The organism is Pseudoduganella sp., assembly GCF_041914865.1.
In the GTDB taxonomy this organism is placed as follows: Bacteria; Pseudomonadota; Gammaproteobacteria; order Burkholderiales; family Burkholderiaceae_D; genus Rugamonas.
This window is the reverse complement of the sequence record NZ_JAYSCO010000028.1, coordinates 41,716-65,581: the sequence shown is the minus strand read 5'-3', so window position 1 is coordinate 65,581 and position 23,866 is coordinate 41,716. Positions and strand designations below refer to the sequence as shown.

At 62.9% G+C, this 23,866-nt stretch carries 26 protein-coding genes; 18 read left to right on the top strand and 8 right to left on the bottom strand.

Translation table 11 applies throughout. The annotated features are described in order from the left end of the window. The first annotated feature begins 234 nt into the window (after window positions 1-234). The 9 genes from rsmB to ACE3TQ_RS14700 all read left to right on the top strand — a co-directional run bounded on the left by rsmB (window position 235) and on the right by ACE3TQ_RS14700 (window position 7,859). Entirely contained in the window at window positions 235-1,584 is a 1,350-nt protein-coding gene (gene rsmB, locus ACE3TQ_RS14740; RefSeq protein ID WP_374583033.1) for a 16S rRNA (cytosine(967)-C(5))-methyltransferase RsmB, read from the top strand. 82 nt (window positions 1,585-1,666) lie between these two features. Next, window positions 1,667-2,182: a DUF4390 domain-containing protein gene (locus ACE3TQ_RS14735; RefSeq protein WP_374583032.1), complete on the top strand. Its 516-nt coding sequence runs from the start codon at window positions 1,667-1,669 to the stop codon at window positions 2,180-2,182. Further along, on the top strand, window positions 2,183-4,468 hold the full coding sequence (locus ACE3TQ_RS14730; protein ID WP_374583031.1) for an ATP-binding protein: 2,286 nt from the start codon (window positions 2,183-2,185) through the stop codon (window positions 4,466-4,468). It abuts the gene before it with no gap. A gap of 100 nt (window positions 4,469-4,568) precedes the next feature. Then, window positions 4,569-5,285 carry a response regulator gene (locus ACE3TQ_RS14725; protein WP_374583030.1) on the top strand — a complete coding sequence of 239 codons (717 nt, stop codon included), beginning with the start codon at window positions 4,569-4,571 and terminating at the stop codon, window positions 5,283-5,285. Beyond that, window positions 5,282-5,650, top strand: coding sequence for a GTPase (locus tag ACE3TQ_RS14720; protein ID WP_374583029.1), 369 nt, complete (start codon window positions 5,282-5,284; stop codon window positions 5,648-5,650). Before ACE3TQ_RS14725 ends, ACE3TQ_RS14720 begins: the two co-directional genes overlap by 4 nt. A gap of 75 nt (window positions 5,651-5,725) precedes the next feature. Then, window positions 5,726-5,983: a DUF3567 domain-containing protein gene (locus ACE3TQ_RS14715; RefSeq protein ID WP_161027559.1), complete on the top strand. Its 258-nt coding sequence runs from the start codon at window positions 5,726-5,728 to the stop codon at window positions 5,981-5,983. Window positions 5,984-6,091: 108 nt separating this feature from the next. Continuing rightward, complete coding sequence (locus ACE3TQ_RS14710) at window positions 6,092-6,829, top strand: suppressor of fused domain protein (protein WP_374583028.1); 738 nt, start codon at window positions 6,092-6,094, stop codon at window positions 6,827-6,829. 2 nt (window positions 6,830-6,831) lie between these two features. Next, window positions 6,832-7,479, top strand: coding sequence for a hypothetical protein (locus ACE3TQ_RS14705; protein ID WP_374583027.1), 648 nt, complete (start codon window positions 6,832-6,834; stop codon window positions 7,477-7,479). Next, a complete protein-coding gene (locus ACE3TQ_RS14700; RefSeq protein WP_374583026.1) occupies window positions 7,476-7,859 on the top strand; it encodes a nuclear transport factor 2 family protein in 384 nt (127 codons plus the stop codon). The genes ACE3TQ_RS14705 and ACE3TQ_RS14700 overlap by 4 nt, the downstream gene beginning before the upstream one ends. 109 nt (window positions 7,860-7,968) lie before the next feature. On the opposite strand, the gene ACE3TQ_RS14695 is transcribed toward ACE3TQ_RS14700, so the two are convergent. The 4 genes from ACE3TQ_RS14695 to ACE3TQ_RS14680 form a co-directional block, all read right to left on the bottom strand. Further along, complete coding sequence (locus tag ACE3TQ_RS14695) at window positions 7,969-8,253, bottom strand: hypothetical protein (RefSeq protein WP_374583025.1); 285 nt, start codon at window positions 8,251-8,253, stop codon at window positions 7,969-7,971. 57 nt (window positions 8,254-8,310) lie between these two features. Continuing rightward, complete coding sequence (locus ACE3TQ_RS14690) at window positions 8,311-9,243, bottom strand: hypothetical protein (RefSeq protein ID WP_374583023.1); 933 nt, start codon at window positions 9,241-9,243, stop codon at window positions 8,311-8,313. Then, the gene (locus ACE3TQ_RS14685) at window positions 9,240-9,617 is read right to left on the bottom strand and encodes a hypothetical protein (RefSeq protein WP_374583022.1); all 378 of its coding nucleotides are present in this window, start codon (window positions 9,615-9,617) and stop codon (window positions 9,240-9,242) included. Before ACE3TQ_RS14685 ends, ACE3TQ_RS14690 begins: the two co-directional genes overlap by 4 nt. An 84-nt stretch (window positions 9,618-9,701) precedes the next feature. Further along, window positions 9,702-10,001: a hypothetical protein gene (locus tag ACE3TQ_RS14680; RefSeq protein WP_374583021.1), complete on the bottom strand. Its 300-nt coding sequence runs from the start codon at window positions 9,999-10,001 to the stop codon at window positions 9,702-9,704. Between the two features lie 64 nt (window positions 10,002-10,065). On the opposite strand from ACE3TQ_RS14680, the gene ACE3TQ_RS14675 reads away from it, so the two are divergent. The 7 genes from ACE3TQ_RS14675 to ACE3TQ_RS14645 all read left to right on the top strand — a co-directional run bounded on the left by ACE3TQ_RS14675 (window position 10,066) and on the right by ACE3TQ_RS14645 (window position 15,665). Beyond that, window positions 10,066-10,455 carry a VOC family protein gene (locus ACE3TQ_RS14675; RefSeq protein WP_374583020.1) on the top strand — a complete coding sequence of 130 codons (390 nt, stop codon included), beginning with the start codon at window positions 10,066-10,068 and terminating at the stop codon, window positions 10,453-10,455. Next, the gene (locus ACE3TQ_RS14670) at window positions 10,448-10,840 is read left to right on the top strand and encodes an MAPEG family protein (protein WP_374583019.1); all 393 of its coding nucleotides are present in this window, start codon (window positions 10,448-10,450) and stop codon (window positions 10,838-10,840) included. Before ACE3TQ_RS14675 ends, ACE3TQ_RS14670 begins: the two co-directional genes overlap by 8 nt. Before the next feature lie 5 nt (window positions 10,841-10,845). Further along, window positions 10,846-11,208 carry a hypothetical protein gene (locus ACE3TQ_RS14665; protein ID WP_374583018.1) on the top strand — a complete coding sequence of 121 codons (363 nt, stop codon included), beginning with the start codon at window positions 10,846-10,848 and terminating at the stop codon, window positions 11,206-11,208. Window positions 11,209-11,220: 12 nt separating this feature from the next. Beyond that, window positions 11,221-12,006 (top strand): class II glutamine amidotransferase, encoded by a 786-nt coding sequence (locus tag ACE3TQ_RS14660; RefSeq protein ID WP_374583017.1) that lies wholly within the window; start codon window positions 11,221-11,223, stop codon window positions 12,004-12,006. A 55-nt stretch (window positions 12,007-12,061) separates the two neighbouring features. Next, window positions 12,062-13,345 carry an EAL and HDOD domain-containing protein gene (locus ACE3TQ_RS14655; protein WP_374583016.1) on the top strand — a complete coding sequence of 428 codons (1,284 nt, stop codon included), beginning with the start codon at window positions 12,062-12,064 and terminating at the stop codon, window positions 13,343-13,345. Between the two features lie 61 nt (window positions 13,346-13,406). Continuing rightward, a complete protein-coding gene (locus tag ACE3TQ_RS14650) occupies window positions 13,407-14,372 on the top strand; it encodes an ATP-binding cassette domain-containing protein (protein ID WP_374583014.1) in 966 nt (321 codons plus the stop codon). A 9-nt stretch (window positions 14,373-14,381) separates the two neighbouring features. Beyond that, window positions 14,382-15,665 (top strand): ABC transporter permease, encoded by a 1,284-nt coding sequence (locus ACE3TQ_RS14645; RefSeq protein ID WP_374583013.1) that lies wholly within the window; start codon window positions 14,382-14,384, stop codon window positions 15,663-15,665. A gap of 54 nt (window positions 15,666-15,719) precedes the next feature. Here ACE3TQ_RS14645 and metH read toward each other — a convergent pair whose 3' ends face one another. After that, window positions 15,720-19,487 carry a methionine synthase gene (metH, locus tag ACE3TQ_RS14640; RefSeq protein WP_374583012.1) on the bottom strand — a complete coding sequence of 1,256 codons (3,768 nt, stop codon included), beginning with the start codon at window positions 19,485-19,487 and terminating at the stop codon, window positions 15,720-15,722. Between the two features lie 296 nt (window positions 19,488-19,783). On the opposite strand from metH, the gene ACE3TQ_RS14635 reads away from it, so the two are divergent. Continuing rightward, window positions 19,784-20,185 (top strand): 4-oxalocrotonate tautomerase family protein, encoded by a 402-nt coding sequence (locus tag ACE3TQ_RS14635; RefSeq protein WP_374583010.1) that lies wholly within the window; start codon window positions 19,784-19,786, stop codon window positions 20,183-20,185. Here ACE3TQ_RS14635 and ACE3TQ_RS14630 read toward each other — a convergent pair. Genes ACE3TQ_RS14630 through def form a run of 3 tightly spaced genes read right to left on the bottom strand, consistent with a single transcriptional unit; the run spans window position 20,167 to window position 22,576 of the window. After that, entirely contained in the window at window positions 20,167-21,063 is an 897-nt protein-coding gene (locus ACE3TQ_RS14630; protein ID WP_374583009.1) for a LysR family transcriptional regulator, read from the bottom strand. The genes ACE3TQ_RS14635 and ACE3TQ_RS14630 overlap by 19 nt on opposite strands. Next, complete coding sequence (gene fmt, locus ACE3TQ_RS14625; protein WP_374583008.1) at window positions 21,064-22,020, bottom strand: methionyl-tRNA formyltransferase; 957 nt, start codon at window positions 22,018-22,020, stop codon at window positions 21,064-21,066. Between the two features lie 16 nt (window positions 22,021-22,036). Then, window positions 22,037-22,576 carry a peptide deformylase gene (def, locus tag ACE3TQ_RS14620; protein ID WP_374583006.1) on the bottom strand — a complete coding sequence of 180 codons (540 nt, stop codon included), beginning with the start codon at window positions 22,574-22,576 and terminating at the stop codon, window positions 22,037-22,039. Between the two features lie 186 nt (window positions 22,577-22,762). Here def and ACE3TQ_RS14615 point away from each other — a divergent pair, with 186 nt between their 5' ends. Beyond that, window positions 22,763-23,863, top strand: a complete 1,101-nt coding sequence (locus tag ACE3TQ_RS14615) for a LysM peptidoglycan-binding domain-containing protein (RefSeq protein ID WP_374583005.1) — start codon at window positions 22,763-22,765, stop codon at window positions 23,861-23,863. The last annotated feature ends 3 nt before the right edge of the window (window positions 23,864-23,866 follow it).

The window sequence follows — 23,866 nt, the reverse complement described above, 5'->3', positions numbered from 1 at the left end:
CGTTTCGGCGGCGGCGAAGGCCGTGGTCCGCGCGAAGACGGTCGCAGCGAAGGCGGCCAGCGTCGCTTTGGCCGCGAAGGTGGCGATTTCCGCAACGATTCGCGTTCGGACAGCGGGCAACGCGGCTTCGGCCGTGGCGAAGGCGCGGGCTCTGGCTCGCCTTGGGCCGCCCGCAAGCCTGCGGCCGGAGGGGCAGACGCGCCGCCAGCGCAGCGCCCAACAAGCAAACCCGCCATGCGCGAAAGCCACCACCGCGACCTGAAACCCCGCGTCCAGACCGACTTCAAAGCCGAACTGAAACAGGACTCGCTGGCCTTCGCCCTGCTGGGCGCCGCCAGCGCCACCGTACAAGTCCAGCAAGGCATGGCGCTGCCGCAAGCGCTGGCTGGCATTTTTGCCAACAACAACGCCACCCCGCAAGCCCGCGGCGCGATCCAGGACATCGCCTACCGCGCCATGCGCCAGCTGGCGCTGAGCGAAAGGCTGGTCAGCTTCATGGCCGAGAAAGCCCCGGACCCGATGGTGGCAGCCCTGCTGTCGGCAGCCCTGCCGCTGATCGTGCCGGCCGACGGCAGCCCGGCGCCTTACGAAGCGTTCACCGTGGTCGACCAGGCCGTAACGGCCGCCGGCTCGCACCCGGACACCGCGCGCGCCAAGAACATGGTCAACGCCCTGCTGCGCCGCTTCCTGCGCGAGAAGGACGACCTGCTGGAAGAAGCGCTGGAGCATCCGGAAGCCAGATATAACTACCCGCAATGGTGGATCGACGCCGTCATCACGGCCTACCCGAAGCAATGGGAGCAGCTGCTGGCAGCGGGCAATGAAGCCCCGCCGTTGACCCTGCGCGTGAACGTGCGCCGCACCAGCGTGCAGGATTACCTGGCCCGCCTGGCGCAAGAAGGCATCGAAGCGCAGCAGATTGGCCCCTCGGCCATCCGCCTGGCCAAGCCGGTGCCGGTGCAGCAGATCCCCGGTTTCGCCGAGGGCGACGTATCGGTGCAAGACGCCGGCGCGCAGCTGGCAGCCCCGCTGCTGGACGTGCAAGACGGCATGCGCGTGCTGGACGCCTGCGCCGCCCCGGGCGGCAAGACCTGCCACGTGCTGGAACTGGCCGATGTCGACCTGACCGCCCTGGACGCCGACCCGAAGCGCCTGCAGCGCGTGCAGGAAAACCTCGACCGCCTGCAATTGCAGGCCAAACTGCAGCCGGCCGAAGCCCAGACCGACGCCTGGTGGGACGGCCAGCCGTTCGACCGCATCCTGGCCGACGTGCCCTGCACCGCCTCTGGCATCGTGCGCCGCCACCCGGATATCCGCTGGCTGCGCCGCAAGAGCGACACCCGTCAACTTGCAACACTTTCGTCGCAAATTCTCGACAATCTTTGGAAAATGCTCGCCCCCGGTGGTAAATTGCTGTTCGTGACATGTTCGTTGTGGCCGCAGGAGTCCGAGGCACAGGCGGCCGCTTTCGCGGTGCGCAACCGCGCCACCCGCCTCGATGCACCCGGCCAATTGCTGCCCCTGGGCGGCGCCGAGCAGGATCACGATGGATTGTTCTACGCATTGTTCCGGAAAGATGCGTAACCCTTTGACGAGCACCAGGCAAGTGATCCAAAGATTTTTTCGACTCCTTTGCTGGCAGTTGCTGTTAACGCTTGCGTGTGCGTTGCCGCACGCCGCCCGTGCCGCCGATGAAACGGTGGAGATCACGCGCGCCTATATCGAGGCGGCAGAGGAGGGCTACCGCCTGTCCGCCGCCTACGCGTTCGACCTGAGCCACGGCCTGGAAGACGCCGTGCAGTCGGGCGTCTCGCTGCACTTCACCACCGAAATCAGCTTCACCCGCCCGCGCTGGTACTGGTTCGACGAAAAAGCCGTCACCGCCAAGCGCACCCACAAGCTGTGGTACGACGTGCTGACGCGCCAGTACCATGTCAAGATCATCGGCTCCGTGGCCCAGCCCTTCGCCACGCTGGACGAGGCCCTGTTTTTCATCCGCCGCCCGACCCGCTGGGTGGTCGCGCCGCGCGGCGCCCTGAAGGTGGGCGAAACGTACAACGTGACCCTGCGCATGGGCATGGACAAGGACTACCTGCCCAAGCCGATCCAGGTCAACGCCTTCAACAACAGCGAGTGGCGCCTGTCGTCCAGCAAAAAAACCTTCCAGTACAGGGCTGAGTAAGTGAAGTCTGCCCTCAGGTACCTGTTTGTCGTCGCTGGCGCGATCTGCAGCATATTGCTGTTCCTGCTCGCCTCCGCCTCCGACAACTCCGGCTTTTTCGACCGCTATTACGGCTGGCTGCTCGGCCTGAACGCCTCCGTCGCGGTGGCGCTGGTGCTGCTGGTGGGCGTGTCGCTGTTCCGCCTCTATTCGCGCTACAAGAGCGGCAAGTTCGGCTCCAAGCTGATGACCCGGCTGGTGGTGCTGTTTGCCGCCATCGGCGTGCTGCCCGGCCTGGTGATCTTCCTGGTGTCGGTGCAGTTCGTGTCGCACTCGATCGATTCCTGGTTCAACGTGCGGGTGGAGGAGGCGCTGGACGCCGGCCTGGACCTGGGCCGCTCCGCCCTGGACGACTCGCTGGCCGAACTGGAAGCCCAGGCGCGCGGCACCGTGCGCCAGCTGGCGGAAGACCCGTTCTACGCCGCCCCGGCCACGCTGGCGCGCTTCGTGCGCCGCCATCCCGGCACGCAGAGCGCGATCATCGTCGATGCGGACGGCGGCCTGATCGTATCGGCCATGGGCGAACGGCGCGTCAACCTGTCGGCCGACCTGCCCAGCGCCGCCATGCTGAACAAGGCCAAGGACGAGCCGTCCTACGCCGCCTACGAAGGCGGCGGCGAGCTGCGCGACGACCGCGTGGGCGCGCCGCCGCCGGCGCCGCCGGACGCCAACAGCGTGCTGCGCCTGCGCGTGCTGATGGCCATTCCCGACCCCGTGCAGCCGTCCGGCGCCCACCTGGCGCCGCGCTACCTGCAGATCATCCAGGCCGTGCCGCAGAAGCTGGCCAGCAACGGCGAAATGCTGCGCACCGCCTTCTCCGAGTACAAGGAGCGCTTTGTGGCGCGCGAGGGCCTGCGCAAGATGTACACCGAGACGCTGACCCTGACCCTGCTGCTGGCAGTGTTCGGCGCCATCGCCGCCGCCTTCCTGATCGCCAACGACCTGGCCCAGCCCCTGCTGCTGCTGGCCGAAGGCACCCGCGCCGTGGCCGAGGGCGACCTGTCGCCGCGCCCGATCGTGGCCAGTTCGGACGAACTGGGCACCCTGACCCAATCCTTCAACACCATGACGCGCCAGCTGTCCGAAGCGCGCAGCGCCGTCGAACGTAATCGAATAGCGCTGCAGAACGCCAAGGCCCACCTGGAATCGGTGCTGGCCAATATGTCGGCGGGCGTGATGGTGCTCGATTCCGAATTCCGCCTGGTCACCTGCAACGACTCGGTCGAACGCATCCTGCAGCACGCCGGCGTCACCCTGATCGGCCAGCCGCTGGCGCAGGTGGAGGGCATGCAGGAATTCGCCGCCGCCATCATCAACGCCTTCTCGGCGCAGAGCGCGCAGACCGCCGCCGGCCGCAACGTGGCGCGCCTGCACTGGCAGCGCCAGATCGAGATCCCGCGCCCGCCCGGCAGCCCGGACGAGAATGAGCTGATCCTGCTGACGCGCGGCTCGCGCCTGCCGCTGGAAACCGGCGCCGGCTACATCGTCGTGTTCGACGATATCACCGACGTGATCTCGGCCCAGCGCTCGATCGCCTGGGGCGAGGTGGCGCGCCGCCTGGCGCACGAAATCAAGAACCCGCTGACGCCTATCCAGCTGTCGGCCGAACGCCTGCAAATGAAGCTTGAATCCAAGCTGTCGGGCCCCGATGTGGAGTTGCTCAACAAAGCCTCCAGCACCATCGTCAACCAGGTCGCCGCCATGAAACGCATGGTCGACGACTTCCGCGATTACGCCCGCACCCCGCCTGCCGTGCTGCAGCCGCTGGACCTGAACTCGCTGGTCGAGGAGATCCTGCACCTGTACATCAGCGGGGAGGGCAACGACATCATCCACGCCAACCTGGCGCCGGCCCTGCCCATGGTCATGGGCGACGAGACACAATTGCGCCAGGTAATCCACAACCTGCTGCAAAATGCGCAGGACGCGCTGCAGGAGCACCCTCCTGAAGACGCCGAGCCGCGCATCGACGTGGTCACCGAGGGCATCATCTACCAGAGCGCAGATGGCGGCACGCGTATTGCAGTGCGCCTCTCAATCTCGGACAATGGCCCCGGATTCGCGCCCAAGATACTGGCCAATGCCTTCGAACCGTACGTGACGTCGAAGGCGAAAGGCACCGGTCTGGGCCTGGCGATGGTGAAAAAGATTATCGAGGAACACGGGGGCCGGATCGATATCCAGAACCGTGACGATAGAAGTGGTGCGTCGGTGCTGATTTTGCTGTTAAAGTTGGCGCCGGTGTAGTTGGCATAATATTGTTGGACTAATAAAATCATTGTCGCGCCGACAGGTATAGAATGCCTGCGTAGAAAGCGATAAAAAAGAGGGAAGGGGCAAGGGATACATGGCAAACATTCTCGTAGTTGATGATGAAATGGGCATTCGGGAGTTGCTCTCGGAAATCCTGGGCGACGAAGGCCACGCGGTCACGCTGGCGGAAAACGCCCAGCAGGCACGCCAGGCGCGTGCTGCCGGGGCGCCCGATCTGGTCCTGCTGGATATCTGGATGCCGGATACGGACGGCGTGACGCTGCTTAAGGAATGGCAGCGCGACGGCCTGCTGACCATGCCGGTCATCATGATGTCCGGCCACGCGACCATCGATACCGCCGTCGAGGCGACGCGTATCGGCGCAATGAACTTCCTGGAAAAGCCGATCGCCATGCAAAAGCTGCTGAAAGCAGTGCAAGCTGGCCTGAGCCGCGCCCAGGAAGCGGTGCGTGCCCCCGTGATGGCGGCGCGCCCGGTCATGCCGGCGCCGGTCGAGGAAAGCAGCGCCTTCGGCCAGGCGCAGGTGGCGCAGCCACCGGTGACCCATAACCTGGGCATGGCGCGCGCGGTGAACGGCGACAACCCGATTTTCAACCTGTCGTTCGACCTGCCGCTGCGCGAAGCGCGCGACGCCTTCGAGCGCATGTACTTCGAACACCACCTGGGCCGCGAAGGCGGCAGCATGACCCGCGTGGCCGAGAAGACCGGGCTGGAACGCACCCACCTGTACCGCAAGCTCAAGCAGCTGGGCGTGGAGCCGGGCAAGCTGTCCAAGAAGAACCAGGCTTGACCGCTACCACCCTGGTTATCGGCCCGACGGCCGCGGCGCGTGAAAACGCGATCGCGGCCGTTTTGTCGCCTGGGCAGCCCACCGCCATCATCCTGGAAGGTTTGGCCGACGGAAATTCCCCATTGGTATATGATGAAAGTGACCCGCCGGCATGGCAGCCGCAGGTACACCGCATCGCCCCCGGCTGCCTATGCTGCGCCGGCAACCTGGTATTACGTGTTACATTGAATCGTCTCTTGCGCCGTCCCCCGGCGCAGCTCTTTATCAGCCTGGCGGACGCCACCCACGTCGACCGCCTGCGCGCCATGCTTGCCACGGCCCCGTACGACGCCCTGCTGCGCCTGGAGCCCACACTGGCCGCTTGAACTGGCCGCTTGAATTCGGCGACCACAGCCCCATCTCGGTTTGGTAACTGGTAACGGAACTGTGAAGGAAGCCATATGAACCTCATTTACAACAGCGAGCAATACAGTGTTGTCGAATTTGGCGCGGACCGTAGCCTGGAAGCCTTGCGCTTCGGCGGTTACGAGATCGTGGACAAAGGCGGCAAACGTGAAATTTTCATTGCCGGTGTCCTGGCACAGAGCTTCCGCCGCGACGTTAACGAATTGATTGCCAGCGAGCCCACCATCGAGGAGATCGATGAATTCCTGGGCAATTACGAGGCATTGATGAGCCAACCCGTCCTCCTGCACTAATCCCCACCCGGCACGGGGCAGACGCTTGCCCCGTTTTTCCAGCTGATGCTAATATTTGCAAAATGCTAACTGAATAATTCGGTCGGCGCGCTTTTGCAGGAGCATCTTTTGGATCTGAACGACGACACGGTGCGATCCGCCGACGTGGTATCGCTTGCCGGCCAGCCCATCTACCGTCATGGCGCCCCGTCTGAATGGCAGGCGCCGCAAGGGGAGGACTGTTGCGAGCAAATTTCCGACCACATCGAACAATACCTGGGCAGGGCGGAAACGGTGTTCCACGAGATTTTCTCTGACACCGTCCACATCGATGTCTTTTGGGTCAAGCCCAGCGAAGACTTTCCTTTCCATCGCCTGGTAACGTCCGGCATGAGCGACTTGCCGATGCGCACGCCGGAAGGGGCGCCGCGCTTTGCCGAGCTGATGATGACCTTGCCTGCCGACTGGCAAGTCGATCAGGCCTCGTTCGAGGACGAGGCATGGTATTGGCCGGTGCGCCTGCTGAAAATGCTGGCGCGTTTGCCGCACAAGCACGACACCTGGCTGGGTTTTGGACACACGGTGCCGAACGGCGACCCGCCCGAGCCCTATGCCGCGAATACCGCGCTGTGCGGCGCCATCATCCTGCCCTCGATCAGCGCCCCCCAGGCATTCCACCGGCTGCCAATTGATTCCGGCAAGGAGATCACGTTTTACGCCGTGGTGCCCTTGTTCGAGAACGAAATGAACCTCAAGCTGCGCAAGGGCGTCGACGAATTGCTGTCGCTGTTCGACAAGAGGAAGGTGAGCGATATCGTTGACCTGGCACGCGCAGATGTGAGCAAGAAGAGATTTGGGATCTTTTGACCATGCGAATCCGCTACTGGCTCCTGCTCATATTTCTTTTTTGCCTGGGTGCGCGCGCCCAGAACCAGGATCTCCCTGTCGCCAACCCGGCGGACAAGGTGCACGTGTACATCATCCCCACCGACGGCATCGCGGAGCAGGCCGCTGGCCGCATGGCGCGCGGGGTGAGCGCGGAAACCGGCTTGACGGTCAGGTCCACCCTCTGGGCGCCGTCCGGCAAGCTGGAGCCCTTCGCCGGTACCGGCCAGTACGCGGCAGAGGACCTCATGGCCCTCAGTGCGCGCATCGCGCCCACGCTGCACGACGTCTCACCGAACACCTACTACATCGTACTGACCAACCGCGACATCAATTCATCCGACCGCACGTTCCGCTTCCTGTTTGCGCACCACAACCCGGCGGCGAATACTTCGGTATTATCGATTGCGCGCCTGCTGCATAACCGGAATGGGACAGCGGCGTCGCCGGAGGTGGCGGGCATGCGGATCGGCAAGATGCTGGTGCGGACTGTCGGCGAAGTGCGGATGGGCTGGAAGCGTACCGGCGACCAGAAGGACGTCATGTATGCCCCCATCATGTCGACCGACGATATCGACAGAATGGACCTGGCGGGCTCTGTCCGGGCCCGCAGGCAAGGAGCGCAGCAATGAGTACCGACGCACTACGTGAGCTGTACGCGGCATTGAACCGCGGCGATATCGAGGCCGTGGTGAAGGACTTTGACCCGGAGATTGTCTGGATCGAGTTTCCCGACAGCCCCGGCGGGGGCATTTATCGTGGCCGTGACGTGGTGCGCGCCCACTTTGCGCAAGCGCGCAGCAAATGGGCGGAAGGCAGTTGCGAGCCGGAGCGCTTCGTCGTTGCCGGCGACAAGATCGTGGCATTCCTGAAGATCCACGTGCGCCTGAAAAGCGAAACGGAATGGCGCGACGGGCGGCACGCCGCAGCCTACACCTTCCGCAACGGCAAGGCCGTCGAGATGCGGATTATCGAGAGCGAACGGGAAGCGTTGGACTGGGTCAATGCCTGACCAGGTGTACTGGCTCAGACTTAGGTTTCTTAACTCCTGGCCTACCATCCCTGAGATTCTGAAGAGTCGTTCCGGCGCAGAAAACGCCAGCTTCTACCCGCAGCTGCTATCAATCGTCCAGGCTCTGAAGTGCCGAGTGCATATTGCCGCGCTCGTCGCGATCTGACCCACCCAATCCACGTCCCAACTCACGCAGCTTTGCGGCGGCAATCAACAGTACGGCTATCGACGCGGTTGCAACCGCGCCACCGAAGAGCATAATTGCCCTGTCACCCCAGAAGACGCCAACTACTACAAGCGCTGCGACCAGCGTCACTCCTGAGGCAAGCGTTATGCGAGTCCATATACGCTCGAATGCATCCATCTCTTTACCAGTCAACCGTCCAAGACTCATGCTTTACTCGAAAAAGATTGTTGGCATAGACTGCTGGCAATCATGCTTTTAAACCGGTCATTGTGCAGGAAAACAGTGAGCGACTTCAGGCACATCGTTGCTGCCGACTGTTCCATATGATTCATTTTCCAGATCAAGGATAAACGGTTCCGCCCCGTCACTGCACTTGATCGTCACCGCCATCATTAAGGGACCATTGGGTTCCTTGAAGAGGCGTAAATCCCAGTCTTCAATGCCCCCTACGTTCGTCGTGTTGCGATAAATCGGCTTACCAGTTCGGGTATCGACGACATACTCGACTCGGAAAAATGGAGCCAATGAATCCATCCCATGGTCAGAAAGGGTTTCCGGCAAATCTTTGATGCGCCATGTAATGGCTACGAAAGCTAGATGAGGAGCGCTAGCGGTTCGGCCATAGTCCCGAACTTTCACGGGGCCGTCGAGCTTGAGCCGTCGGCCTACCGGTTCGTAAGACCGGAAATCGAGTTTGGACTGGAGCACCCTGTGCGATCGGGCGATTAATGAGCGCTTCAGCTGAGCACGAGCACCTGGGAGGTCAAGTCTGACCTGACGAAACAGTGGTGGCCCTGACCAGACCAAATTCGGCGTTCGTATGCGCTGCATGTCAGGGCTGTCCGTCAAAACTTCAAACATGGCCACACCATACTCCGTCATGCGCGGTGGCGAAATTCGGACAGACGCCGGCATGGCCTGGGACAGAGAACTTAGCTGCGACTCCTTTATCAAAGCGGACACAGCCTCAAGTTCAAGCAGACGTTCCACATCATTCGCATCCTGACTTGGCAGGCGTTTCAGCTTGCCGGAAGCGTATTTCACAGCTACGGGATTTCCATCGAAAATAATACAACTCGCTTTGTCGGCGGCGAAAGCGGGACAGCTTAGAAATGCCAAACTTACGACTATTATGGTCAGAAACGTTGAATTCTTCATCAGAAGGTTGGGGCAAGACATTTTTTCCGAGACGTTCATCTAGACACGTCAAAGCGAGTGATTTCGAAATCGACGTGGCCATAGGACAGTGCGCCCATTTCGATCAGAAATCCTTGTACTTCGACTAGGCCATCCTCCTGATTGATCACACGCCCACGGCCCCGATATGCATAATGCCCGATGCGTTCGATCCACTCATTGGACAGAGCTTCCTTTTCATCGTCAGGCCAATCAGGTAGGTATGTGGCAGTGACTTCTGCATCCAAGACGGTCAATCGATTTTCGATGACGTCTCCCGCCTTTAAATCGCAGGGATAACAAAATGCGACAATTTCGCCCTTGTCGCTGCGTAGTGTGACCGACGTCGCTTCTTCATCGGGAGGATCGACCAAAACTATGGTGAGCTGCTTCATCTGATCAAGTTAAATGGGATAGGACCAAACTCTATCTCATCTGACAAGCAACGCCCGATAAAGTCGCATTTAGTACAGATCAGGTCAGGGCGGATTGTTTCTGCAGATGTTCTCGCAAACGTCCTGTACTTTATCCGCATAGCGCTCGAGTTCCTCGGCCTCTTCTTTTTGAAGCGCTGCGAGGTGCGCCGGATCAGTCGCGTCCCTCCTGGCGTCCTGGATTTTTTTCATGCGGGCCAGGTGCGCCGGGCGAAACAGCCAGTTCATCTCCTTTTCGCCAACGCAAACCTTGATGCAGTCCGCCTTTGGCCGCGCGTTCTGCGCATTGGCATCGAACGCGCAGAACAGGCCGGCCAGTGCAAACAAGATGTTCAGTTTTGACATTTCGGTTCCTCAGGTTGGCAGGATGCGTGGTATTTTAATTGTCATTTCAGTTACGGGGTAAGGAATGCCAGCACTCGGATTCAGTCATTACAACCTGCGCGCGCCGCGTGCGCTGCTGGATGAGCTGCGGGACTTTTACCGCGACGTGGTCGGCCTGCAGCCGGGCGTCCGGCCGCCGTTCAAGAGCTTCGGCTACTGGCTCTACGCCGGGCCGCAAGCCGTGCTGCATTTGTCCGAAGCGCGCCCGGGCGAAGAGCGGGAAGGGGCGCCGCACGGCACCTTTGACCACGCGGCTTTCCGATGCAGCGGCCGCGCGGCGTACGAGCGCGAGTTGGCGCAGCGCGGCGTCCCGTACCGGACGGCGCTGGTGCCGGAAACCCAGGTGCTGCAGATCTTCTTCACCGACCCCGCCGGCAACGGCGTGGAGCTGAACTTCGAGGAACTGGATGGCTGATCCGCTGATTTACCCGATGGCGGCGCATGTCGGCCTGGCTGCCATCCTGTACACGCTGCTGACGGTGGCGCGCGCGCCGGCGATATGGGGACTGGGCCGCCGCCCCGACGGCAGCAACCCGTGGGCGGCCTATGAACCGAGGATCAGCGCCAACCTGTCGAACCAGTTCGAATGGCCGCTGTTCTTTTACTCGGCTTGCCTGCTGCTGCTGGTGCAGCACGCGGTGCAGCCGCTGCACGTCTATCTGGCGTGGACTTTCATCGCCGGCCGCATCGCGCATACCGGCGTGCAGGTCCTCACCAAAAACGTCCGGCTGCGCGGCCTTGTTTTCACCATCAACTTCCTCGCGGTGCTGGGCATGTGGCTCAGCCTCGTTATGCCATGAAGCCTATGCTGATCGCCGCCGTTGTGCTGCTGTTCCTTACTGGCGTCGCCCACTCCTACCTGGGGGAGCGCTATATCCTGATGCGGCTTTTCCGGCGCGATAATTTGCCCAAGGTGCTCGGGAGTACCGACTTCACCACGGGCACCTTGCGGTTTGTCTGGCACCTGCTGACTGTTGTCTGGTGGGGGATCGCCATCCTCATCCTGCAAGCGTCGGGCGAAGCGCTGCAAACGCGCACGGTGCTGCAGGCATTCAGCGTCGTGGCGCTGGTCTCCGGCCTGTTCCCGCTGTACTTCACGCGCGGGCGGCATTTGTCGTGGGTGGTATTTTTCGCGGTCGCAGCGCTTCTTTGGGCCGCCGCAACCTGATAAAGTTGCGGGATGTGCCAATTACTCGCAATGAACTGCAATGTCCCGACCGACATTGTGTTCAGTTTCACCGGCTTTGCCCTGCGCGGCGGCCAGACAGACACCCACCATGACGGCTGGGGCATCGCCTTTTTCGAGGGCGCCGGCGTGCGCCATTTCGTCGACCACCAAGCGGCGATCCATTCGCCGATCGCGGAGCTGATCAAGAATTACCCGATCAAGTCGAAGAACGTGATCGCCCACATCCGCAAGGCCACGCAGGGCGAGGTCATGCTGGAGAACTGCCACCCCTTCGTGCGCGAGCTGTGGGGGCGCTACTGGGTGTTCGCGCATAACGGCGACCTGAAGGAGTTCGCGCCGGTGCTGCACGGGCCTTTCCGCCCGGTCGGCACCACCGACAGCGAGCAAGCTTTCTGCCTGATCCTGCAGGACCTGAGCGAGCGCTTTGGCGATACCTGCCCGCCGCTGCCGATGCTGCGCGCGCAGATCGAGAAGACCGTGCGCAATATCGCGGCGCACGGCACCTTCAACATGATGCTGTCCGACGGCCGCGCCCTGTTCGCGCATTGCTCGACCCACCTGCACTACATCGTGCGCCAGCACCCGTTCGATAAGGCCAAGCTGTCCGATGAGGATTTGAGCGTGGACTTTTCCCAGGTCACCACCCCGAACGACCGCGTCGCCGTGATCGTGACCCAGCCACTAACTACCAATGAGCAATGGACTGCCTTCACCCCGGGCGAGATGAAATGCTTTGTGGATGGCCTGCCGCAGAAAAGGGACTTCGAACAAATTTAGACAGACAGGGGAAAGATTTGATGCCAAAATGTCAGGACACGTCAGGAATTTCCCTATGATCGACCTTTCCAGCACCGATGCGGCTTCCCAGAGCCTGAAAGTGCGCGAATTCTATCTGGGCCGGCAGCCTATCCTGGACCGGAACCAGGCCCTGTTTGGCTACGAGTTGCTTTTTCGCAACGCTCCAGTCGGGCCCGCCAACATCAATACCTCGCCGCTGTGCGCCACCGCCGCAGTCGTCGCGCATGCCGCGCAACTGGGCATGGAGCGCACGATCGGCGACGCCATCGGCTTCGTCAATGTTGATGCCGACGCCATCCTGAGCGATATCTTCGGCTTTCTGCCGCGCGAAAAGCTGGTGCTGGAAGTGAGCGGCGCGGCTGCGCTGGCGCCCGCCGTCGTGGCGCGCATGTCGGAACTGGTCAGCCATGGCTTCCGCTTCTCGCTGGACGAGATCAATCCCGACTCCGCGCAGCTGGCCACGCTGTTGCCGATGGTCGAGTACATCAAGCTTTCGATGCGCGACCTGCCGCTGGACGGCCTGGTCAAGCTGGCGTCGCGCTTCAAGCAGGACGGCAAGAAGCTGGTGGCAAGCAAGGTCGAAAACCGCGACGAATTCAAGAACTGCCTGGACCTGGGCTGCGACTACTTCCAGGGCTATTACTTCGCCAAGCCAGTCATCATGAGCGGCAAGAAGCTGTCGCCGTCGCAAATGGCGGTGATGGAGCTGATGACGCTCGTCACCTCGGAAGCCGACAACGCCGATATCGAACGCGCCATCAAGAAGGATGTCTCGCTGGCGCTGAACCTGCTGCGCCTGGTGAATACGCCGGCCGTGGGCGCGCGCCAGCGCATCGATTCCCTGAGCCAGGCCGTGCATATCCTGGGCCGCCGCCAGCTGCAGCGCTGGCTGCAGATCATGCTGTATGCGGAACCGGGCAAGCGCGGCCACTCGATGACGCCGCTGCTCATGCTGGCCACCACGCGCGGCCGCCTGCTGGAGCTGCTGGCCACCAAGCTGCGCCCGGCGCACCGCCATGTGGCCGACATCGCTTTCACGGTCGGCATCATGTCGCTGATGGATACGCTGTTCGGCATTCCGATGAAGGAAATCCTGGCGCAGATCCCGATGGGCGACGAGGTCGGCGAAGCGCTGATGTTCCGCGGCGGCTTCTTCGGCGACCTGCTCAAGCTGGCCGAATGCATCGAGCGGCTGGAGGACATGGACAGCAGCATCCTGCCGGCGCTGGCCGAACTGGCCATCTCGACCGAGGAGCTGGTGGAGCTGGAGATGTCGGCATTCGAATGGAGTGACAACGTGGTGCGATACGCGCTTTGATGGCGCGGGCACCGGCAGCGGCGCCGCAGTAGCGGCGCCGTTTTTTTTGTGGAGGCGGTTTGTGTTAAGTGTCAGTGGACTATGCAAGTCTTTCGGGAAGCGGCGCGCGGTCGATGGCGTTTCGTTCCAGGTGCAGCGCGGGCAGACCGTCGGTTTGCTGGGGCCGAACGGCGCGGGAAAATCCACCACGGTCAGCATGATCTGTGGCTTGATCAGCGCCGACAGCGGCAGCGTAACGCTGGACGGCATGCCGATCGGGCAGGGCGCCAGCTCCGCCAAGGCCAAACTGGGCCTGGTGCCGCAGGACCTGGCGCTGTATGAGGACTTGCCGGCCATTGGCAACCTTAAGCTGTTCGGCGCACTGTACGGCTTGAGCGGGGCCGCGCTGGCGCGGCGCGCGGAAGAAGTGCTGGCGCTGGTCGGCCTGTCGGACCGCGCGCGCGACAAGCCGTCCACATTCTCCGGTGGCATGAAGCGCCGCCTGAACATCGGCGCGGCGCTGCTGCACGACCCGCAGCTGCTGATCCTGGACGAGCCGACCGTGGGCGTCGACCCGCAAAGCCGCAACGCCATTTTCGAGACGCTGGAAACGCTGAAGGCGCAGGGCCGCTCGCTGATCTACACCAGCCACTACATGGAGGAGGTGGAGCGCCTGGCCGACCATATCGTGATCATCGACCATGGCAAGGTGCTGGCCGATGCGTCGCCGGAGGAGCTGTACCGCCGCTTGCCGGGGCAGGCCGCGCTGCAGGTGGAGCTGGCGGCCAGCCATCCGGCCGCCGGCGCGGGGGCGGCGGCGCAGGCGGCCGCCGAGTCGCTGGTGGCGGCCCTGGCAACGCAGGCAGGCGTGGCGGGCATACGGCGCAATGGCGCCCATTTCGACATCAGCCTGCACGATAGCGCGCATGCCGCGCGCGTGCTGCGCTGGCTGGACGAGCAGGGCCACGCGCTGGCCCACTTCTCCACCGCCCGCACCAAGCTGGAAGACATCTTCCTCACCCTGACCGGCCGCAGCCTGCGCGACTAAGGAATCCCCATGACAGCAATTTTTGCAATGATCCGCAAGGACCTGGTCCTGTACCTGAACGACAAGCGCGCGCTGATGCTGAACCTGCTGATGCCGATCGTGCTGGCGGCCTTCTTCGGCTCCCTGTTCGGTGGCGCCGGCGGCGGCAGCAACAGCAAACTGGAAATCGGCCTGGTGCAGCAGGACAGCAGCATCATCGGCCGCAAGATCGGCGCTGCGCTGAAGGCCGATACGGCGCTGCAGGTGAGCGAATTGAGCCTGCAGGAGGCGCAGGAGAAAGTCCGCGCCGGCAAGCTGATGGTGGCGGTGGTGATTCCCGCCGGCTTTGGCGATGCCGCCGGCCAGTCGCTGTTCCAGCCGGGCAGCAAGCCGCAGCTGCCGCTGTATTACGATCCATCGCAGACCACCGTGCTGGCGATGGTGAAGGGCTTGCTGACGCAGCACGTGATGCAGGGCGTGACCGGGGAGGTGATGGGCGCGTCCGGCGGCAGGTTCACCGACGCCAGCCTGAAACAGCTGGATGAAGTGCCAGCCAGCGCCGACAAGGACGCGCTGCTTGGCCTGCTGGGCGGCTTGAAGAAGTACCAGGAGCATGAGGCGTCCAAGGTGGACAGCGAACGCACCGTGGCCAGCGGCGGCGGCAACCTGACCGTGCCCTTCACCACCAGGGACGAGGCGCTCAGCTCGGGGCCGAAGTACAACGCCTATTCGCACGCGTTCGCCGGCATGGGCGTGCAGTTCATCCTGTTCATGGGGATCGATGTGGGCATTGGCATCCTGCTGGCGCGCCGCATGGGGATCTGGAACCGCCTGCTGGCGGCGCCGATCACGATGACGCAGGTGCTCCTGTCGCGCGCGCTGTCGGGGGCCTTGATTGCCGCAGCGCTGCTGGTGGCCATCTTTGCCTGCGCCATGCTGATCTTTAAGGTGGAGATCACGAATGTCGCCGGCTTCGCGCTGGTGGCGGTGGCGTTCTCGCTGATGACGGCGGCGTTCGGGCTGCTGATCGCGGCTTTCGGCAAGACGCCGGAGGCGGCGCGCGGGCTGGCGACTTTCGCGACCCTGATCCTGGTGATGCTGGGCGGGGCATGGGTGCCGACTTTCGTGTTCCCGGCCTGGATGCAGCGCGCAACGCTGATCGTGCCGACGCGCTGGGCGGTTGATGGGCTGGATGCGATGACCTGGCGCGGTCTGGGGATGGATGTGGCGCTGCAGGCTGCGGGCGTGCAGCTGGCGTTTGCTGCGGTGTTCGGGGCGCTGGCGATCTGGCGCTTCCGCGCCCAGACCCGGTAAGGCAGGGTCAGACCCAAGGGTCAGACCCTTGGGTCTGACCCAGGTTTACCGGGTTCAAAGGTTAGGCGCCAACCAGCGCTCCAGCTGCTCCTTCGCCACACCGCGCCGGGCAGCCATATCCAGCACCTGGTCCTCATTAACCTTACCAACCACGAAATACTTCGCCTCCGGATGCGCGAAGTAGAAGCCCGACACCGCCGCGCCCGGGAACATTGCAAACGACTCGGTCAGCTCCATCCCGATTTCCTCCGCCGCCAGCACACGGAACACATCCTTCTTCACCGTATGCTCAGGGCAGGCCGGATAACCCGGCGCCGGGCGGATACCGCGGTACTCCTCCTTGATCAGCTGCTCATTGGACAGCGCCTCGTCCGCCGCATAGCCCCACAGGTCCTTACGCACACGCTCGTGCATATACTCCGCAAAGGCCTCCGCCAGGCGGTCCGCCAGCGACTTCAGCATGATCGACGAATAATCGTCATGCGCATCCTCGAAGCGCTTCTCATACTTCTCGATGCCCAGGCCCGCCGTCACCGCGAACATGCCGATGTAATCCTGCTTGCCCGAATCCTTCGGCGCAATGAAGTCCGCCAGGCACTGGTTCGGACGCTGCACGCCATCGATCACCGGCTTCAGGCCCTGCTGGCGCAGGCCGTAGTAGGTGAAGGCCACTTCGCTGCGCGTCTCGTCGGTATAGACCTCGATATCGTCGTCGTTGACCGTATTCGCCGGCAGCAGCGCGATCACGCCGTTGGCGGTCAGCCAGCGGCCTTCGATGATCTTCTTCAGCAGCGCCTTGCCTTCCTCGAACACCTTGGTCGCCGCCTCGCCCACCACTTCATCGGTCAGGATGGCAGGGAAGGGGCCCGCCAGGTCCCAGGTCTGGAAGAACGGGCCCCAGTCGATGTACTCGGCGATGGTCGCCAGGTCCACGTTCTTGAACACGCGGCGGCCGACAAACTTCGGGCGCACCGGGGTGAACTCCAGCTTCATCTTGTTGGCGCGCGCGGTCTCCAGCGACACGCTCGGCAGCGCCTTCTTGTTGGCGTGCTGCTCGCGGATGCGGGCGTAATCGTGGTCCAGTTCCTCGACGAACTTGTGGCGCTGCTCTTCCGTCAGCAGCGACTGCGCCACCGAAACGGAGCGCGACGCATCCGGCACGTACACCACCGGGCCTTCGTAATTGTGGGCGATCTTCACCGCCGTGTGGGCACGGCTGGTGGTGGCGCCCCCGATCAGCAGCGGGATCTTCAGCATGCGGAAGTGCTCGTCGCGCTGCATCTCTTTCGCCACGTGCGCCATTTCCTCCAGCGACGGGGTGATCAGGCCGGACAGGCCGATGATGTCCGCGTTCTCCGCCTTGGCCTTGGCCAGGATTTCGGATGCCGGCACCATCACGCCCATGTTCACCACTTCAAAGTTATTGCACTGCAGGACCACGGACACGATGTTCTTGCCGATATCGTGCACGTCGCCCTTCACGGTGGCGATCACGATCTTGCCCTTCGGCTTGGCCACGATGCCGGTGCGCGCTTCCTCGGCCTTTTTCTCTTCCTCGATGTACGGGATCAGGTGGGCCACGGCCTGCTTCATCACGCGCGCAGACTTCACCACCTGCGGCAGGAACATCTTGCCCTGGCCGAACAGGTCGCCCACGATGTTCATGCCATCCATCAGCGGGCCCTCGATCACGTTGATCGGACGGCCGCCGGAAGCGAACACCTGCTGGCGCATCTCTTCCGTGTCCTCGGTGATGAACTGGGTGATGCCGTGCACCAGCGCATGCGCCAGGCGCTTCTCCACCGGCGCATTGCGCCACTCCAGGTTGGCCGCCTCCTGCTTGGCACCGCCCTTCAGCGTCGCCGCGAATTCGATCATGCGTTCGGTGGCGTCTTCGCGGCGGTTCAGCACCACGTCTTCCACGCGCTCGCGCAGCTCGGCCGGCAAGTCGTCGTAGACGCCGATCATGCCCGCGTTGACGATGCCCATGGTCATGCCGGCCTTGATGGCGTGGTACAGGAACACGGTATGGATCGCCTCGCGCGCCGGGTCGTTGCCGCGGAAGGAGAAGGACACGTTCGACACGCCGCCGGAGATCTTCGCATGCGGCAGGTTGTTCTTGATCCAGCGCGTGGCCTCGATGAAGTCCACCGCATAGTTGTTGTGTTCCTCGATGCCGGTCGCCACGGCGAAGATGTTCGGGTCGAAGATGATGTCTTCCGGCGGGAAGCCGACTTTCTCGGTCAGCACCTTGTAGGCGCGGGCGCAGATCTCGATCTTGCGCGCATAGGTATCGGCCTGGCCGGTTTCGTCGAAGGCCATGACGATCACGGCGGCGCCGTAGCGGCGGCACAGCTTGGCCTGCCGGATGAATTCGTCTTCGCCTTCCTTCAGCGAGATCGAGTTCACCACGGCCTTGCCCTGCACGCACTTCAGGCCCGCCTCGATCACCGACCACTTGGAGGAGTCGATCATGATCGGCACGCGCGAGATGTCAGGCTCGGACGCGATCAGGTTCAGGAAGCGGGTCATGGCGGCCTGGGAATCCAGCATCGCCTCGTCCATATTGATGTCGATGATCTGCGCGCCGTTCTCCACCTGCTGGCGCGCCACGGACAGCGCCTCGTCGTACTGCTCGTTCAGGATCATGCGCGCGAAAGCCTTCGAGCCGGTCACATTGGTGCGCTCGCCCACGTTGACGAACAGCGAATCGTCGTCGATCGTGAACGGCTCCAGGCCGGACAGGCGCTGCGCCACCGGCACATGCGGCACGGCGCGCGGCGTGGCGGTGGAGAGCAGTTTCGCGACCGCCGCGATGTGGTCGGGCGTGGTGCCGCAGCAACCGCCGGCCACGTTGATGAAGCCCGCATCGGCGAACTCGCGCAGCAGGCGCGACGTGTCTTCCGGCAGCTCATCGAAGCCGGTATCGCTCATCGGGTTGGGCAGGCCGGCGTTCGGGTAGATGCAGACGAAGGTATCGGCGATCTGCGACAGCTCCTCGGCGTAAGGACGCATCAGGGTCGCACCCAGCGCGCAGTTCAGGCCAATGGTCAGCGGCCTGGCGTGGCGCACCGAGTTCCAGAAAGCCGGCACGGTCTGGCCGGACAGGATGCGGCCGGAAGCATCGGTCACGGTGCCCGAGATCATCAGCGGCAGGCGCTCGATGTCCGGACGCTCGTCGAAGTACTGGTCGATGGCGAACAGCGCCGCCTTGCAGTTCAGGGTATCGAAGATGGTTTCCACCAGCAGCACGTCGGCGCCGCCGTCCACCAGGCCGCGCACCTGCTCGTAGTAGGCCGCCACCAGCTGGTCGAAGGTCACGTTACGCGCCGCCGGATCGTTCACGTCCGGCGAAATGGAAGCGGTCTTCGGCGTCGGGCCCAGCGCGCCGCAGACGAAGCGCGGCTTGTCCGGGGTCGAATACTTGGCGGTCGCCGCCTTCGCCAGTTTTGCCGCCTCCACGTTCATTTCATAGGCCAGGTGGGCCATGAAGTAATCGTCCTGCGCGATCGAGGTGGCGCCGAAGGTATTGGTTTCAATCAGGTCGGCGCCGGCGGCCAGGTAGCGCTCATGGATTTCCTGGATCACATGCGGCTGGGTCAGGGTCAGCAGCTCGTTATTGCCTTTGACGAAAAGTTCGCGATGCCCGCTGCCCTCCGGCGCAGCGAAATCCTTGAAGCGCTCACCGCGGTAAGCCTGCTCATCCAGTTTGTACTGCTGGATGATGGTACCCATCGCCCCGTCCAGGAACATGATGCGCTTCGCGAGCATTTCGCGCAGCTGGGCTTCGGTCTTGGAAGTTGGACGGGTCTGGATAGTCATTTTGAAATCAAGGGTTTGGCAACGAGGACCTGAAATTATACGGCAAAGCAGCATTTTCCCCCGCGAAGGCCCGCCACCCACCGATACAAATTCGGCATTTGCTTATTCGAAATGTCCGTCCTGGGGTCAGGAAGAAAAGTGGACATTTCTTGTGGGAAATGTCCACTTTTCTTCCTGACCCCAGGACGGACATTTGTGCTGGAACGGCACAAATCTTGTGTTGACAGACTGCTACCAAAGGGGCGGCGGGCTTTATAAGATGGCTCCATCAACCCACTACTTGAAGGAGATCCAAAATGCCTATCCTGAATATCACCGTCAGCGGCACCCCAGACAAAGTGCCGGCCAAGAAGGTCAGCGACATCCTGATGAAACATACGGCTGCGATCTTGCATAAGGCGCCGGCGCTGACTGCCATCGCAGTCCATTACACGCCGCGCGAGCAGTGGTTCGTGGGCGGCGAGTCGCTGGTGGAACTGGGGAAGTCGAGTTTTTTCTTTGATATCAAAATCACCGATGAAACCAATACGGCGAACGAGAAGGCGGCCTATATCGCGGCGGTCTATAAGGATCTGCAGGACCTGCTGGGCGAGCTGCATGAGGTGAGCTATATCCACATCGATGATGCGCGTCCGGCGGCCTGGGGCTGGGGCGGGCTGACGCAGCAGTTCCGCGCGGTTCAGAAGATGTTGATGTAAACGCTGGCGGCGTAGTCGACGAAGGCGCGTACCTTGGGCGACAGGTGGCGGTTCTGCGGATACAGGGCGTACAGCTCGCGCGGCTTTACGGTGTAGCCGGGCAGGACTTCCACCAGCGTGCCGCGCGCCAGTTCTTCGCGCAGGATGAAGGCGGCGGCGTTGGCGATTCCAAGACCCGCCACTGCCGCCGCGCGCAGGGCGATATTGGTGTTGGCCTGCAGGGTGCCGCGCACGGTCACTGTCTGTTCGGCGCCGTCGGGTCCGGCCAGGGTCCATTCGTTGGGGCGGGCGGCGGCGGTGTAGACCAGGCAGTTGTGCTGCGCCAGGTCGGATGGCGTGGCGGGGGCGTCGTGCTGGCGCAGGTAGGAAGGGCTGGCGGCCAGCACCACCTTGCTGCTGGCGAGGCGCTTCGCCACCAGCGTGGAATCGGGCAGCTCGCGCGCCAGGCGCAGGGCGACGTCGAAGCCGTCTTCGATCAGATCCACCATGCGGTCGTTGCACACCAGGTCCACTTGCAGGCCGGGGTACCTGGCCATGAAGCCGGGCAGCCATTGCGCGACTTCGATGGTGCCGAAGGCCATGGGGGCGTTGATGCGCAGGGTGCCGGTGGGTTCGGCCTGGTGGCGGCCGATGTTGCGGTCGGCGTCGTCCAGGGTGTCGAGCACCTGGCGCGCGGCTTCGTAGTAGTCGCGGCCGGCGTCGGTCAGGGCGAAGCGGCGTGTGGTGCGGTTCAGCAGCTGGGCGCCGAGATGCTCTTCGAGCTGGCGCACCTGGCGCGAGACGATGGTGTGAGATATGCCGAGGGCGTCGGCGGCAGCCGTGAAGCTGCCCAGTTCAACTACGCGGCGGAGCGCACGCAGCGCCGCGAGTTGGTCCATTTACTGGAAGCGCTGCCCGTCGAGCGGGAAGCCTTTGATGAACTCTGCGGCGGGCAGGCGTTTGCCGCCCGGCTTTTGCAGCTGCGTCAGGCGCAGCGCGCCTTCGCCGCAGGCGACAATGATGCCGTGCTGGGCGTCGGCCGCAATCACCTGGCCGGGCGCGGCGCTGCTGCTTTCTTCCAGCACTTCCGCGCCCCACAGCTTGACCACCGTGCCGCCGACATCGCCATGCGCGCCGGGGAAGGGGTTGAAGGCGCGGATCTTGCGGCTGATCTCGCGCGCGCTCTGGCTGAAGTCGAGCGCCGCTTCTTCCTTCAGGATCTTGTTGGCGTAGGTGACGCCTTGCTCGGGCTGCGGCACCGCTTCCACCACGCCTTGCTCCATCTTGCGCAGCACCTTGACCATCATCTGGGCGCCCATGGCGGCCAGCTTGTCGTGCAGGGTGGCGGTGGTGTCCTGCGGCGTGATCGGGGTGCGTTCGATCAGCAGCATGGGGCCGGTGTCCAGGCCTTCTTCCATCTGCATGATGGTGACGCCGGTCTCGGCGTCGCCCGCTTCGATCGCGCGGTGGATCGGGGCGGCGCCGCGCCAGCGCGGCAGCAGGGAGCCGTGGATATTGAGGCAGGGCTTGATGTCGAGCGTGGAGCGCGGCAGGATCAGGCCGTAGGCGGCCACCACCATCACGTCGTAGTCGGTCGCCAGCAGGCGCGCATGGGCGGCTTTCGCTTCCTCGGCGCGCTGCGGGTCTTTGGCGTCCATGCGCAGCGACAGCGGCTGCAGCACTTCAATGCCGTGCTGGACGGCGTATTGCTTGACCGCCGACGGCTGCAGCTGCATGCCGCGGCCCGCCGGGCGGTCGGGCTGGGTCAGGACTAGGGGAATCTCGAAACCTGCTTCGTGCAGGGCCTGGAGGGCGACGGCCGCGAATTCCGGCGTGCCCGCGAAGATCACTTTCATGCTTCCCCCGCTGGTATCAGTAACGGCGGCCAGAGGCGCGCAGGGCTTCTTCGCGCTGCATGCCACGTTCTTCTTTTTGCAGCTTGGTCTTGATACGGTTGCGTTTCAAGGGGGACAGGTACTCGACGAAGACCTTGCCTTTCAGGTGGTCCATCTCGTGCTGGATGCAGACTGCCAGCAGGCCGTCGGCTTCCAATTCGAAGGCTTCGCCTTTCACATTGAAGGCGCGCACTTTCACCTTGGACGGGCGTTCCACGCCGTCGTAGATGCCGGGCACGGACAGGCAGCCCTCGTCGTACACCTGTTTGTCTTCGCTCGACCACAGGATTTCCGGGTTGATGAAGGCGGTCAGGCCGGATTTGTCTTCGGTAATGTCGATCACGACCACCTGCTCGTGCACGTCAACCTGGGTGGCAGCCAGGCCGATGCCTGGTGCGTCGTACATGGTTTCCGCCATGTCATCCACCAGTTTGGCCAGGCGCTCGTCAAAGACGGCGACGGGTCTGGCGACCTTGTGCAGGCGGGGATCAGGGTAGCGGAGAATATTCAGTTTCACGGGTCAGATCTTGGTCAAACGACAATAATTATGCAGCGAATATGCGGTAAACGGCTCATATAACGTGTGCACGGTTGCTCCTGTGACACGATTTCCTTGCTTGATCAGGGTAATATGGGCAGAATTTGATTCAGTGAGGCAAGCCTTTCAGGCCTTCCGTCATTGCCGCACCTAACGGATATATCAATGAAAAATTTTAGCACAAGCAGCAGCCGCCTGTTGGCCGCTGCCCTGTTTTGCGGTGTGACGGCCGTCTCGGCACAGGCCAAACCGCTCGTTTGCGAATTCAAGCCTAACGCTCCGGACAGCCACACCGTCGTCAAAGGCGATACCCTGTGGGGTATTGCCGGCACCTTCCTCGACAAGCCTTGGTGCTGGCCGCAGGTTTGGGGCATGAACAAAGAAGAGATTGCCAACCCGCACTGGATTTACCCGGGGCAGGTGGTCTGGTTCGACCGTGCCGCTGGCCGCTTGCGCCTTGGCACCAAGGTCGGCGGCAACGGCGGCGGCGCCGGCGACATGCAATTGTCGCCGCAGCTGCGCATGCAGGGCCTGGGCAAGGATGCGGTGCAATCGATCCCGTCCGGCGTGATCGAGCCGTTCCTGAGCCAGCCGCTGATCATCGAAGAAGATGAACTGAAGAATGCGCCGCGCATCATCGCCACGCGCGGCAACCGGGTTTACCTGGGCAAGGATGACAAAGCCTATGTGCGCGGCGACCTGAAGGGCGGCACCTCGTTCCAGGTGTTCCGTCCGGGCAAACCGCTGAAAGACCCGATCACCAAGGCTGTGGTGGCGCAGGAGGCGTTCTACCTGGGCACCCTGAAGCTCGAAGCGCCGGCCGAGGCCGGCAGCGATGTGCATACCTTCGTGGTGCAGAGCGCCAAGGAGGAAATGGGCAAGGGCGATATGCTGATGGCGATGCCGCCGATGCCGATGCAAAATTATGTGCCGCATCCTCCGGAAACGGAGATCAATGCCCACGTGCTGGCGATCTACGGCGGTGTCACGCACGCCGGCCAGAACCAGGTTGTCAGCATTAATCGCGGAAAGCTTGACGGACTCGATGTCGGTTCCGTGCTGCAGCTGTACCATCGGGGTGAGACGGTGGTCGATCCGGGCGGCCAGAAAGCCTGGCACGGATTGAACAAGCCGCAGGTCAAGCTGCCGGACGAGCGTGTGGGCAGCTTGTTTATCTTCCGCGTGTTCAAGAAGGTGTCGTACGGCTTGATCATGCAGGTGACTGAACCGATCGTCGTGGGGGATGTCGCCAAGACAGCGGAGTAAATC

Coding starts and splice junctions, on each gene's coding strand:
- rsmB (WP_374583033.1), top strand. CDS start 235: ATGCGCGAAAGCCACCACCGCGACCTGAAACCCCGCGTCCAGACCGAC.
- ACE3TQ_RS14725 (WP_374583030.1), top strand. CDS start 4,569: ATGGCAAACATTCTCGTAGTTGATGATGAAATGGGCATTCGGGAGTTG.
- ACE3TQ_RS14715 (WP_161027559.1), top strand. CDS start 5,726: ATGAACCTCATTTACAACAGCGAGCAATACAGTGTTGTCGAATTTGGC.
- ACE3TQ_RS14705 (WP_374583027.1), top strand. CDS start 6,832: ATGCGAATCCGCTACTGGCTCCTGCTCATATTTCTTTTTTGCCTGGGT.
- ACE3TQ_RS14700 (WP_374583026.1), top strand. CDS start 7,476: ATGAGTACCGACGCACTACGTGAGCTGTACGCGGCATTGAACCGCGGC.
- ACE3TQ_RS14695 (WP_374583025.1), bottom strand. CDS start 8,253: ATGAGTCTTGGACGGTTGACTGGTAAAGAGATGGATGCATTCGAGCGT.
- ACE3TQ_RS14690 (WP_374583023.1), bottom strand. CDS start 9,243: ATGAACGTCTCGGAAAAAATGTCTTGCCCCAACCTTCTGATGAAGAAT.
- ACE3TQ_RS14685 (WP_374583022.1), bottom strand. CDS start 9,617: ATGAAGCAGCTCACCATAGTTTTGGTCGATCCTCCCGATGAAGAAGCG.
- ACE3TQ_RS14680 (WP_374583021.1), bottom strand. CDS start 10,001: ATGTCAAAACTGAACATCTTGTTTGCACTGGCCGGCCTGTTCTGCGCG.
- ACE3TQ_RS14675 (WP_374583020.1), top strand. CDS start 10,066: ATGCCAGCACTCGGATTCAGTCATTACAACCTGCGCGCGCCGCGTGCG.
- ACE3TQ_RS14670 (WP_374583019.1), top strand. CDS start 10,448: ATGGCTGATCCGCTGATTTACCCGATGGCGGCGCATGTCGGCCTGGCT.
- ACE3TQ_RS14665 (WP_374583018.1), top strand. CDS start 10,846: ATGCTGATCGCCGCCGTTGTGCTGCTGTTCCTTACTGGCGTCGCCCAC.
- ACE3TQ_RS14660 (WP_374583017.1), top strand. CDS start 11,221: ATGTGCCAATTACTCGCAATGAACTGCAATGTCCCGACCGACATTGTG.
- ACE3TQ_RS14655 (WP_374583016.1), top strand. CDS start 12,062: ATGATCGACCTTTCCAGCACCGATGCGGCTTCCCAGAGCCTGAAAGTG.
- ACE3TQ_RS14645 (WP_374583013.1), top strand. CDS start 14,382: ATGACAGCAATTTTTGCAATGATCCGCAAGGACCTGGTCCTGTACCTG.
- metH (WP_374583012.1), bottom strand. CDS start 19,487: ATGACTATCCAGACCCGTCCAACTTCCAAGACCGAAGCCCAGCTGCGC.
- ACE3TQ_RS14635 (WP_374583010.1), top strand. CDS start 19,784: ATGCCTATCCTGAATATCACCGTCAGCGGCACCCCAGACAAAGTGCCG.
- ACE3TQ_RS14630 (WP_374583009.1), bottom strand. CDS start 21,063: ATGGACCAACTCGCGGCGCTGCGTGCGCTCCGCCGCGTAGTTGAACTG.
- fmt (WP_374583008.1), bottom strand. CDS start 22,020: ATGAAAGTGATCTTCGCGGGCACGCCGGAATTCGCGGCCGTCGCCCTC.
- ACE3TQ_RS14615 (WP_374583005.1), top strand. CDS start 22,763: ATGAAAAATTTTAGCACAAGCAGCAGCCGCCTGTTGGCCGCTGCCCTG.